The sequence below is a fragment of the Sphingobacterium arenae genome, from assembly GCF_014692505.1.
Lineage (GTDB): Bacteria > Bacteroidota > Bacteroidia > Sphingobacteriales > Sphingobacteriaceae > Sphingobacterium > Sphingobacterium arenae.
Genome location: NZ_JACNYK010000009.1, coordinates 58,006 through 70,371, shown reverse-complemented (window position 1 = coordinate 70,371; position 12,366 = coordinate 58,006). Strand labels below are relative to the sequence as shown.

The following is a 12,366-nucleotide window of genomic DNA, read 5'->3' as shown; positions in this document are numbered from 1 at the left end:
TAAAAAAAGCACATCCCACTCGTGAGGGACGTGCTTTTTCTGTAACGATTATTTCCTTTTTTATCTTTGCCCCGGCAGATAGATCTGGAAACCAAGACTTACACCAAGTCCGCTTTGTCCACCTCCGGAATTGATATTAGCTTTGTTGTAATTGTAGCCTAACGTCGTTTCAAGTGCGACAGTTTGTGTAATAAAATGAGCGTATCCAGCAGCTATACCAAGTTCTAGCGATACATCGTCTCCTCTGGAACTACCGGCAATACCTACATTGCCATGACCAAAGAAACGTCCGCTTGCACTAGCCCCTCCCGGAAAATAGTAACGTACAAAAGGTGCTACACCGTAAGTCCACTCGTTATCCCCTTCTTTAACCGAAGCAAACCCTAGGCTGGCTTGAGCACCGATTGCTACCCCGTCGGATACAAAGTAACCTGCACGTGGTCTTAACCCAATGTTAAACGATTCTGCTTCAAAATTGTATCCGAGCCCAGCGAGCTCTCCTCCGACCATCCAGTTGCCTTGTCTGATAGGTTCTAGCCCTACATTAGCCGAGGATTGTGGTGTGGTCTCTACACGTTGTGCTTGTGTGCTAATTGCGAAACCTCCTAATAAGAGGCATAAAAATGTAAACTTCTTCATGTTACGATCTATTACGTTAAAATTATTTTATCTAAGTTAATAACGTTCCGCGATCATAATTGTTTGCTGTAATTGAAACAAACTATACGAAAATGTAGTGAAATAACCACGCTATCCACTGGAACGCTAATTGATAAAGGGAGAAGAGAGACCGCGTTGTTTGCTGTAATAATCTAATGCCTTTGCTGCTAGAAATGGACGATCCGTGCTTAATATGTCAGCACCATTTTCAATATATTCTGCGTAAACCTGTTCGCCCCTTTGCTGCGCTTGGCGATCTAAGTTTCCAATAGTGCCCAAAATACATAGGATACCGTGCTGATGCAAGAGATCGGTGAGATTTTTGTCAACCTGCGATGTACCGATAAAAGCAACAAGTCTCGTATCCGGAATATCTAGGTCATTTAAACGTATCAAATCTTCTACATTTTTTATAGAAGCCGAAATCATTAGATCCGGTGCTAGGTTATATACTGCAGCCGCTTGATTGGCACTATAAGTAATGATTACAGCATATGCTTCGGATTTTGTTTTCCTGATGGCATCTACCACGAGTTGGTAAGGTACGTTCCTTTTCACATCCAGCGTGAAAATAACCTGCCCTACGCCCCATCGTAATGTCTCTTCCAACGTTGGAATACGATAGTTGGTTAACGTCCCTGCAGGATCTTTTAAGTGTAACTCTCTTAGCTCAGCTAACGTATGTTGATTTACTTTTCCCTTTCCCGTTGTGGTACGATCTAAAGTCTCGTCATGCATTAAAACGAGAACAGAATCTTTCGTGAGTGCGATATCACATTCGATAATGGCAGACATTTTTGACGCTACGCGTTGAAAAGTTTCGATGGCATTCTCGGGATAGCCTGTATCCGGGCCACCCCGATGTGCGCTTACAAGCGGAACTCTATTTTCCGAATAGGTGAGGAAACGGTATAAGTCCTCAATTCCTTTAAAATTAAATACTTGCCGAGAATTGCCGAATCGAACGGTATCTGCTGTGGTGTTGCTTCTGAAACAGCTACAGAACAACAACAAAAACACAAGAAGCAAATAGTGGCTATTTATTTTTTGCATAGGTTTCAATGGATTGACATATGGTGTCTAAAGAGGTATTTATTTGGTCAATATGGATATGTGCCTGTTTATAAAAAGGTGCTCTTTCATCTAGTTTTTCCTCAATAAATTGTAATAAAGCTTCATCACGCAACCCTTGAAGAGCTGGACGAGAAGCGATATTTGATTGTTGAAGTCTAGTATGCAGTGCTTTGGGCGTGAGATAGAGATAAATGGATATACCGTTTTCCAAAATCCACTGCATGTTATCAAAAAAACAAGGACTTCCTCCTCCGGTAGAGATCACTGCTCGTTCGTCCTGTTGTTCTTTGAGAATCTGGCTTTCCAACTCACGGAAATTCCGTTCGCCATATTGTGTGAAATATTCCGGAATCGACATACCGATACGTTCTACAATCCGTTGGTCTAAATCAATAAAATTCATATGGAGACAGTTAGCAAGCTTCTTGCCCACGGTAGTCTTCCCGCTACCCATAAAACCAATTAAAAATATAGGCTTATTCATCATTTTCCTAAATACGCTTCTTCTAATTCTTCCTTCGTTGGAAACGTAATTTTTGACCATTTTTTTATAACCGTTCCACTTTGCAATAAGAGTACCCCGGGATTAGAGCGTACCATACTTTTAAGTGGAACAGCATCGACATAAAATGTTTCGAGCACCAAGTCCATTTCTTCATGGAGGCTTCTCGCCACTTGGGGTGGACTTGCAGTTAATAATAAGGCTCGGAGATTGTAATCTGTTGCTAGGTCGCGAATGGTGGTGTTGATGCGATCCAATGCGATAATATCTGCTAAAGACAATTTGTCTACATAGGTACTCACGACGACAAAGTTATAATACGGGTTCGTGATGATTTCCTCTGTTACATCGTTTCCTTCCGCATCCGAAATCACTAAGTCTGGGATGGGGATTTGATATCCTTTTTTAACAAGCTTCGATGTTGGCTCTCCAACAACTTCCCAATTGTCATCTTCCCAAATACCATCCATATACTCCTTGTCGGTTACTTTTTTGACTTCTTCCGTCTGTTTATGTCTGATTTCGTAAATATACTCGTATACATCGCTTTCTTTTCCTTCTGGAAGTACTTGTAAAGCGGGGATATTATTTCCTTCCTTATAAGGAAGAAAGTCTATAAAAGGCAGAAAGTACATTGTATAGACACCAATTCCAAAGGATAAAAGGACAACCAACGTACTGACGAGCCCCCTTATGGTTGGATTGGCAATGAGCGGCTTAATATGTGCCCTGTATTTGAAAATAATAAAAACGAAGACCAGTAGGATGATATCTTTGATGAAAGATTGCCAAGGTGTTAGTGGTATGGCATCGCCAAAACATCCACAGGAACTCACAACCTCAAAAAAAGCAGAATAGAAGGTCAGGAAGAGAAAAAATAGCGTTAACAGCAATAATCCCCAAGCTACTTTGTTTTTATGGAATCCCAGTAATAAGAATATCCCAAGAATAATTTCTATACCACAGATAAGGACAGCAAGCCAGGTACTATAATCGTTGAGAAAATCCATATGGAAAACAAGAAAATACTCTTGTAATTTGTATCCAAAGCCTGTAGGATCGTTCGCCTTGATAAAGCCCGAAAAAATGAAAAGTATACCGACAAATATTCGGCTAAACCCCAATGCAATATCCGCCGTATTGGTTTCTTTTTTTCGTGTGGGTGTAAAGTTCGTTTCCATGAGTCTAATTTTGTTCGGCAAGTCCTAATTTTATAAGTGCAAAAACAGCATAGTTGAGCATGTCTTGGTAATTTGCTTTCAATCCTTCCGATACAAGGGTTTGTCCGCCATTATCTTCAATTTGTTTTACACGATGAATTTTCATGAGAATAAGGTCTGTCAAGGAAGAGATGCGCATTTCTCGCCATGCCTCGCCATAGTCATGGTTTTTGGCAAACATGAGGTCACGTGTTTCATCAACTTTTTCGGAATATTGTTTGTCTACAATATTATACCCTAAATTCTCTTCCGCTTCCTCGGGTAACGCTAACTGCATCATCGCAATCACACAATAGTTGACGATACCGATGTATTCTCCTAAAATGTCTTCCCCGACTTTGGAAACTTTTTTCACTTCCAATGTCCGTATGCGTTGTGCTTTAATATAAATCTGATCTGTTATAGACGGTGGACGCATAATTCGCCAAGCAGTACCGTAATCTTTTGTTTTTTTCAGAAACAAATCCTTACAATGTTTTATAACGTTATTATATTCGGTAGTCGTGTCCGCCATTATTGCTGCCTTTTCTATTGATAGTTCTACAAACTACAAATATAATTAGAATATGTTTAAGGGATGGGCTATAAATAGATACAATTTGTTATAAACGAAACCATCATGATTTATCCAAGGCACATTTGAGTGATGAATAAATCTAGCTTACGAACTCTGGAATACTTGTTTAACAGACCTTGGCGATAAATCTGATAGCTTCATCGCCTTTTAAAAAAATAACCGCGTGTAATGAGCTCATTTATTCCATGGAAATCTTACAGTCATAAATAATTACTTACGGATGAAAAATAATTCCGTTCTTTGACGTAGTAAACGAACTTCTACGCAAGGGAGACTTCGTGTGTATAGATAACCGCGTGTAACGAGTTCATTTATACCCATGAAATTTTACACTGGATAAATAAGCATTCATCAACATGACAGCTCGGTTATTTACTCGAGCTCTCATCAGCAATAAGAAATATAAATAGATAAATGAAAATATTTAAACCAGAGATACGTGATGTACGTATCATACGCTATATCAAACCCTTTAGGGAGGGAGGGTCGTTACCAGCTCTGGTGGACGCGGACGATGGATTTAGCTATGTCATCAAGTTTCGTGGAGCAGGACAGGGAAGAAAAGCGTTAGTCGCTGAGTTGATCGGAGGCGAACTTTGTCGTATTTTGGGACTTCGTATGCCCGAATTAGTCTTTGCAGATCTTGACGAATCTTTCGCGCGGATGGAGCCGGACGAGGAAATACAGGATTTGTTACGTTTTTCGGTAGGGAAAAATTTGGGCGTGCATTTTTTGAATGGTGCTATCACATTTGATCCGAACGTGGATGAGATAGAAGCTGTCGAAGCTTCTAAGATTGTCTGGCTAGATGCGCTGCTTATGAACGTAGATCGTACCGTACGGAATACCAATATGTTGATCTGGCATAAAGAGCTTTGGTTGATAGATCACGGCGCATCACTTTATTTTCACCATGCATGGGATAATTGGGAGGAGCAGTTGGAAAAACCGTTTATACAAATAAAAGATCATGTATTGCTTAAATTTGCGTCAAAGGTAGCGGAAATAGATGCGCAATACCGACCTTTTTTTACAGAAGAAAATTTGTGGAATATATTGCAGGTTGTGCCTGATGAATGGTTAGTAGATGAGCATAGGCAATTGCGTGCAGACGACGCCCGACGAGTATATATATCTTTTTTGTTGGGAAGATTGACCCATTCGGCAAATTTTATAAAACAGATAGAACATGAGCGAGAGAACACTGTATGAGTATGCTATCGTACGCGTAGTCCCTCGCGTGGAACGTGATGAGTTTATCAATGTCGGTGTGGCACTCTACTGTCGAAAACAGCGATATGCACAGGTCAAGATTTACGTAGACGAAGCTAAATGCAGAATGCTTGATCCAGCTATTGATTTGGAGTTAATCACGAAACACCTGGATTCTTTTCAGCGTATCTGCGTTGGCGATAAGGGAGGAGGGAAACTGGCTACTTTAGAGCAGGCGGAACGTTTCCGTTGGCTAACGGCAAAACGAAGTACCGTTATACAATGTTCGGTAGTGCATCCCGGTTTATGCATTTCGGCGAAGGAGACCCATCAAGAACTATTTGAAAAATTAGTACTATAGAAGGCATAGTTTTTTTAAAAGGAATCTTAAATTTGGAGAAAGACGAAACCTCATATATAAAAATGAAAGAATTTTATCGACATATATATCAAAAACAAATGGAAGTGCAGGACATGCCGAGTAACGCCCGTATAGCCGATTGGGCAATGCATGTGCTCCATCTACTATTTCCTGAGCGACAATCATCTCATTTTCAGGATGTAGGTGACGTTCGTAAAGCTTTTGAAGAAGCCGAAGGAGAATTGTTGGAATTGTTGATGAAAACAAAAGCATGTTCACATTGTGACAACAAATTGATCGCACATCGTTTTCTCGAAGAACTTCCGGCTATTTACGACGTGATGCTCACGGATGCGCAGGCGATTATGGATGGTGATCCAGCGGCACGCAGTTTACGGGAGGTAATACGCACATATCCCGGTTTTACAGCCATATGCGTTTACCGCATAGCACACCAACTATGGAAATCGAATGTGCCACTTATCCCTCGTATATTGACCGAACATGCGCATTCGAAAACGGGAATCGACATCCATCCGGGAGCCCGAATAGGTCGCTATTTATATATTGATCATGGAACAGGATTGGTGATAGGGGAGACTTGTATCATTGGAGACCATGTCAAGCTATATCAAGGTGTCACACTGGGCGCGCTGAGTGTAGAAAAAAATATGGTTGACACCCAACGCCACCCTATTATCGAAGATCATGTAATTATCTATGCAGGTGCTACGATCCTCGGAGGACAAACGGTGGTCGGTCATCACTCCGTTATTGGTGGAAACGTATGGTTGACTTCTAGTGTAGACCCCTATACTACAGTTTATCACCAGCCTAACTCCAAATTTATCGACTCTAAACCTATCGTATAATGGGAAAACTAATAGACGCCATAGGCAATACTCCTCTTGTGGAAATTACCTCTTTTCACAAGAACCCTAACGTGAAGATTTTCGTAAAAATGGAAGGGAATAATCCGGCAGGTTCTGTAAAAGACAGAGCTGCCTTAAACATGATTCGTTCTGCTTTGGAAAGAGGGGAAATCACCAAAGACACGAAATTGATAGAAGCTACCTCTGGTAATACGGGTATCGCTTTGGCTATGATAGCCGGTATTTATGGCTTAGAACTCGAGCTCGTTATGCCTTCATCATCTACTCGTGAAAGAACCTTAACCATGGAAGCGTACGGAGCGAAAGTAACGTTGTTGCAAAATATGGAAGTTTGTCGTGATTATGCCGAGGAAAAAGCAGCTTCTGGTGAATATTTTATTTTAAATCAGTTTGCAAACCCCGATAATTATAAAGCTCATATCAAGACCACGGGACCAGAAATTTGGCGTGATACAGAAGGAAAGATTACACATTTTGTAAGTGCTATGGGAACAACCGGTACGATTATGGGATGTTCGATGTTCTTAAAAGATAAGAATCCAGCTATCCAGATTGTTGGTTGCCAGCCGACGGAAAAATCTTCTATACCCGGGATTCGTCGGTGGCCCGAAGCCTATCTTCCAAAGATTTTTGATGCTTCGCGGGTAGATCGGGTAATTGATATAGCTGAACAGGACGCCGTCCAGCGCACCCGAGAATTGGCAAGAAAAGAAGGGGTTTTTGTGGGAATGAGTACAGGTGGGGCATTTCACGCAGCTTTAAAAGTTGCTAGCGAAATCGATGAAGGTATTATTGTCTTCATTGCATGTGACCGAGGGGATCGTTATTTAAGCTCAGATTTATTTGGATAATCTCTCTCCAAAAATTTTTTCAAAAAATATTTCATTTTTTTACTAAGGTTTTTCCAAGTCGTTTGTATATACTCTTACCAAGGGAATATAAAAGATGGACGACATTTCTGACGTTATAATTTTGATAAGGAAAAAGATGGCTGGCACGATCAGTGATCAGGAACTGCTTTTTCTGGAAAAATGGGTAACGGAAAGTCCATTGCATGCAGAATTGTTAAAAAGAGCAGAAGACGAAGAGATCGTCTTAGAAGATATCCGGGATTGGTTAGCACTTAGAAATGGAGAACGAAACGGTGTATGGGATGAACGACTGAAATCCAAAACGCTGTATAAGATATATGCCGACAGTAAGAACAGCCAAATATACCGCATGTCCATTTTCCGCAAACTTCTACCTTATGTTGCGGTGCTATTAACGATATTGACGTTCATTTTTATATATTATCGTAGTCATGTATTGACAGAGCACTATGTTGAAATACATGATCTAGCTCCGGGAACGAACAAAGCGTTGATAACCCTTTCGGATGGCAGCGTCATCGAATTGAGCGACGATCAGGACGGAGTAGTTTTGGGTGAGGAGCTGACTTACGAGGACGGCACATCCATAATACGACTTAGTGATGAGGAGGTCGTATATTCCACCATACAAACGCCTAGAGGGGGACAGTATCAGATTACCTTGGCCGATGGTACTAAAGTATGGCTAAATGCGGAGACAAAGCTAACCTATCCTTCACACTTTACGGGTGGATTAAGAATGGTAGAGTTGGAGGGAGAAGCCTATTTTGAAGTAAAACCCTTTACTACACAAGGTCACAGAATCCCTTTTTTGGTCAAAACGGCACAACAAGAAATTGAAGTACTCGGTACCCAATTTAATATCAAGGCTTATGCTGATGAGGAAGGAGATACCCGTACTACCCTAGTAAAAGGGGCGGTGTTGTTGCGCGCAGCTGGTAACGTCCTCCCACTAATGCCGGGCGAACAAGGGCTTAACGATGGACGGGCGTTAAGTAAGAAAAAGGTGGATGTCAGCTCATATATAGCATGGAAGGATAACCGGTTTATGTTTGAAGAGTTAGAGTTACGCGAAGCACTGAAAATACTGAGCCGTTGGTATGATTTTGATTTTCAGATTGATCAGACCGTGAAGCACACCTATCTATATGCCAGTATCAGCCGAGGTAAAAGTCTAAAAGAGGTGCTCAGAATTATCGAAAGTAGTGGAATCAAATTTAGATTAGAACGTTTGGGAGAAAAGAATAAACTAACAATTTTTAACTAACTAGCACAAAAGTCATGATGAATTAGCACAAATGCCAATAGAAGAGTAGGTCCTAAAAAACGGACAGTGCGCCAACACTGCCCGCCATTGTTTTAGCGGTCTATCGTAATTATTTATCTCTGGTTTAAGAGAAATTCTTCATTTTAACAAATTACAATATGATCTAAACCGTACAAATGTATGAATTTTAACACAAAACCCGAAGACCTGAAGGGGTCTTCCGTAAACCGTTTTCTCCTTATTATGAAATGGATCGTTGCACTTATCCTGCTGAATATGACCACCGTAATGGCCGAGGGGGTTGCGCAGGACATTTCCTTGAAAACGAATGGCATGTCCTTGTTGCAGGTTATGAAGGCCATACAACAGCAAACTGGATATGAGTTTTTTATCAAGAGCAGAGAGCTGGGCAGGATCAAGGTCCATGCTGATATTGACGGTCTGCCTATAAACCAGACTATGCAAGTGTTGCTGCAAGACAAAGCCGCTACCTGGTTGCTTGAAGGCAATACCATAGTTATCAAACCTCGCCCCAACACGGTTGCGGGGAGCAAGCCTCCGGTGCGGGTAAGAGAACCTGTCCGCGTCGTTTCGCCCCATCAGCAAAATAAAATTACCGGTAAAGTGACGGATGCGTTTGACGACACGCCGATCGCTGGCGTGACGATCACCGTACAAAGGCAGCAATTAGGCACGATGACAGATGCCGACGGTATTTATGAACTCGAGGCCAATCAGGGCGATTCTCTGATCTTTTCGGCTATTGGCTATTTAGCGGATACCGTGGTCGTCGGTCGGGTTCGGTTGATTAATACGCGGCTTTCAAAAGATACTGAGGAGCTCGAGGAAACGGTAGTTGTTGCCTTTGGTAAGCAAAAGAAAGAAAGTGTGGTGTCTTCAATCACCACCGTTAACGTGAAAGAGTTGCGTACGCCGTCTAGCAACCTGACGACTGCGCTCGCCGGTCGCATGGCGGGTTTGGTAGCCTACCAATCTACCGGCGCTCCGGGCGAAGAGGATGCACAATTCTTTGTGCGTAGTGTTACTTCTTTTGGGAGTGGGTTGACATCTCCGTTGATTTTGATTGATAATATTGAGATGACCTCCAAAGACCTCGCCCGATTAAATCCGGACGATATCGCGAGTTTTTCGATTTTGAAAGATGCATCGGCAACAGCGTTGTACGGAGCGAGAGGGGCTAATGGTGTAGTTTTAGTGACGACGAAAGAGGGAGAACGGGGAAAGGTGAAGGTTTCCTTCCGGCATGAAAGCTCCCTTTCTACGCCAACAACGAAGGTTGATATGGCCGATCCGATTAGTTATATGGAATATGCGAATATCGCAAATATGACAAGGCACGGCGAACTAACGTATCCACAAAGCAAGATTGATTTCACCCGCGACCCGAATAGAAACCCGAATGTGTATCCAGCTGTAGATTGGAAGGATATGCTAACGAGGGATTACTCACTGAATCACCGAACAAACCTCAATCTTACAGGGGGAGGGAATGCCGCAACATATTATCTGGCAGGATCTTTTTCGCAGGATAACGGTATCCTAAAGGTCGATAATAAGAACCCTTTCAATTCAAATATTAACCTGAAAAAATATACGGTACGTTCCAACGTGAATTTGAATTTGACGAAAAACTTAGAAGCAAAAGTCCGCTTGAGTGCGAATTTCGATGACTATACTGGCCCTATCGGTGAGTCGGGGAGTGGAGGTGCGAACACCTATGGTAAAACCTTACTGGCTAATCCGGTACTCTTCCCTGCATACTATGAGCCAGATTATAATACACAATATGTTGATCGAATTTTGTTTGGTAATAATGCCGGCAACGACTTCGGAGAGGGCAGCCCGGGATATTTAAATCCCTACGCAGATATTATGCGAGGCTATGAGGATGTGCGAAACAATACCTTGCTTACACAGTTGGAATTGCACCAGGATTTAGGCTCTTTTACAAAAGGTTTAAAGGCCCGCTTTATCGGTAGTATTACACGCTATTCAGGTTTTAGTCTCCGGCGGAGTTATGACCCTTTTTATTATCAATATATAAGAGGAACGTATGATCCAAGTAACAGCTTTCCTTATCAATTGGCAGCATTAAATCCGGAGGATGGCTATGATTACATTGATTACCAGGCGGGAAGTAAGTTTGTTGAAGCAAGAGGATATGCAGAGGGCGCTTTGTTGTATAATCGTTCCTTTGGCAAGCATGATGTGGGCTCCTTGTTGGTAGGCTCGATTAAAGATCGTTTGGATGGCAGTGCGAATAATTTAGACTCGTCGTTGCCATCTAGGAATGTAGCGTTGGCAGGTCGCTTTACCTATGGTTATGGGAATAAGTATTTTGCCGAGCTTAATTTCGGGCTCAACGGATCGGAGCGTTTTGATCCGCGTTTTCGTTGGGGTTTTTTTCCATCCATCGGATTAGGCTGGCAAGTTTCCGATGAACCCTTTTGGGACAACTTACGAAATGCCGTACCTAAATTGAAGCTTCGTGGTACCTATGGTTTAGTCGGTAACGACGTCATTGTGTCTGATTCTGATCGTTTTTTCTTTACGTCCAACATCGACCTAAACGGGCCAAATGCAGGCTATTTCGGGAATAATTTTAACTCGCTTACTAGTCGACCAACGATAGAGGTGTTGCGCTATGCTAATCCAAATATCACGTGGGAGGTTTCTTACAAAACGAATTTAGCTTTAGAGCTAGGTTTATTCAATAACGATTTAGAATTGATTGCGGAAGTGTATCATGAAAACCGAACAAATATTGTGCAGGTACGACAGGATATTCCATCGATCGTAGGCTTGACGTCCAATGTGCGAACTAACTATGGGGAAGCGATAGGGAAGGGGCTTGATTTGACTTTAAATTATAATAAATCCTTGTTCAATGGGATGTGGTATATCCTGCGGGGTAATTTTACCTATGGAACCTCGGAAATCACCGTGTATGATGAGTTGGATTACTCCGGTGTTGCACCTTGGCGCTCCGTTGTAGGACGAAAAGTAGGTCAGTCCCAAGGATATGTCGCAGAACGTCTATTTATCGATGACAACGAGGTGCTGAATTCACCAGTGCAGATGGTGAATGGCAGCAATGCCTTATATCAGGCGGGCGACATAAAATATAGAGATATCAATAACGACGGCGTTATCGACCAGTTTGATATTGTCCCCATGGGTTATCCAACAAATCCGGAAATCCAATATGGTATAGGTGGGTCATTTGGATTTAAAAATTTTGATATTTCTGCCTTTATTCAGGGATCTTCCCGTTTTTCCTTTTTTATGAACGCTAGCGCCATGGCACCTTTTGTATCCGTGAGCTCCGGTGGAATGCGAGGGGATCGGGCGATGCTGAATTTTATTAAGGAGAGTTTGTGGACTGAAACAAATAGAGATCTCTATGCACAATGGCCACGCTTGTCACCAGATGCCGGAAGTGAAGCGATAGGTAACGCTAATAATTTTGTGAATAGTAATTATTGGCTTCGCTCAGCCAGTTATATTCGCTTGAAATCTGTCGAAATGGGATACAAAATAAATGATTTTTATGGACTGAGCCCGCGGATATATGCCAGTGGCACGAATCTTTTTACCCTTTCTGCTTTTAAGTTGTGGGATCCCGAAATGCGAGGGAACGGACTTTCTTATCCCTTACAAAAGGTATTTAACTTAGGGGTTCAGGTTAATTTTTAATAACAAGTTAG

Annotated in this window: 11 protein-coding genes; 6 read left to right on the top strand and 5 right to left on the bottom strand. The window is 42.0% G+C overall.

Features of this window, described 5'->3' with window-relative positions; translation table 11 throughout:
* Positions 1–60: 60 nt before the first annotated feature.
* The 5 genes from H8B17_RS20060 to H8B17_RS20040 form a co-directional block, all read right to left on the bottom strand.
* Positions 61–639 carry a hypothetical protein gene (locus H8B17_RS20060; RefSeq protein ID WP_190311022.1) on the bottom strand — a complete coding sequence of 193 codons (579 nt, stop codon included), beginning with the start codon at positions 637–639 and terminating at the stop codon, positions 61–63.
* A gap of 126 nt (positions 640–765) precedes the next feature.
* On the bottom strand, positions 766–1,713 hold the full coding sequence (locus tag H8B17_RS20055) for a glycerophosphodiester phosphodiesterase family protein (RefSeq protein ID WP_190311021.1): 948 nt from the start codon (positions 1,711–1,713) through the stop codon (positions 766–768).
* The gene (locus H8B17_RS20050) at positions 1,697–2,221 is read right to left on the bottom strand and encodes a shikimate kinase (protein WP_317171082.1); all 525 of its coding nucleotides are present in this window, start codon (positions 2,219–2,221) and stop codon (positions 1,697–1,699) included. Before H8B17_RS20050 ends, H8B17_RS20055 begins: the two co-directional genes overlap by 17 nt.
* The gene (locus H8B17_RS20045; RefSeq protein WP_190311020.1) at positions 2,218–3,417 is read right to left on the bottom strand and encodes a BT_3928 family protein; all 1,200 of its coding nucleotides are present in this window, start codon (positions 3,415–3,417) and stop codon (positions 2,218–2,220) included. Before H8B17_RS20045 ends, H8B17_RS20050 begins: the two co-directional genes overlap by 4 nt.
* Positions 3,418–3,421: 4 nt before the next feature.
* A complete protein-coding gene (locus H8B17_RS20040) occupies positions 3,422–3,970 on the bottom strand; it encodes a DUF1599 domain-containing protein (protein WP_190311019.1) in 549 nt (182 codons plus the stop codon).
* A 477-nt stretch (positions 3,971–4,447) separates the two neighbouring features.
* Between H8B17_RS20040 and H8B17_RS20035 the strand changes: the two genes are divergently transcribed.
* The 6 genes from H8B17_RS20035 to H8B17_RS20010 all read left to right on the top strand — a co-directional run bounded on the left by H8B17_RS20035 (position 4,448) and on the right by H8B17_RS20010 (position 12,355).
* Entirely contained in the window at positions 4,448–5,245 is a 798-nt protein-coding gene (locus H8B17_RS20035; RefSeq protein ID WP_190311018.1) for a HipA family kinase, read from the top strand.
* Complete coding sequence (locus H8B17_RS20030) at positions 5,223–5,606, top strand: DUF3037 domain-containing protein (protein WP_190311017.1); 384 nt, start codon at positions 5,223–5,225, stop codon at positions 5,604–5,606. Before H8B17_RS20035 ends, H8B17_RS20030 begins: the two co-directional genes overlap by 23 nt.
* Before the next feature lie 62 nt (positions 5,607–5,668).
* Positions 5,669–6,478, top strand: a complete 810-nt coding sequence (gene epsC / locus H8B17_RS20025; protein ID WP_190311016.1) for a serine O-acetyltransferase EpsC — start codon at positions 5,669–5,671, stop codon at positions 6,476–6,478.
* Positions 6,478–7,350, top strand: coding sequence for a cysteine synthase CysM (gene cysM / locus H8B17_RS20020; RefSeq protein WP_190311015.1), 873 nt, complete (start codon positions 6,478–6,480; stop codon positions 7,348–7,350). The genes epsC and cysM overlap by 1 nt, the downstream gene beginning before the upstream one ends.
* A 94-nt stretch (positions 7,351–7,444) precedes the next feature.
* Positions 7,445–8,638, top strand: a complete 1,194-nt coding sequence (locus H8B17_RS20015; RefSeq protein WP_223816706.1) for a FecR family protein — start codon at positions 7,445–7,447, stop codon at positions 8,636–8,638.
* 180 nt (positions 8,639–8,818) lie between these two features.
* A complete protein-coding gene (locus H8B17_RS20010; RefSeq protein ID WP_223816705.1) occupies positions 8,819–12,355 on the top strand; it encodes a SusC/RagA family TonB-linked outer membrane protein in 3,537 nt (1,178 codons plus the stop codon).
* The last annotated feature ends 11 nt before the right edge of the window (positions 12,356–12,366 follow it).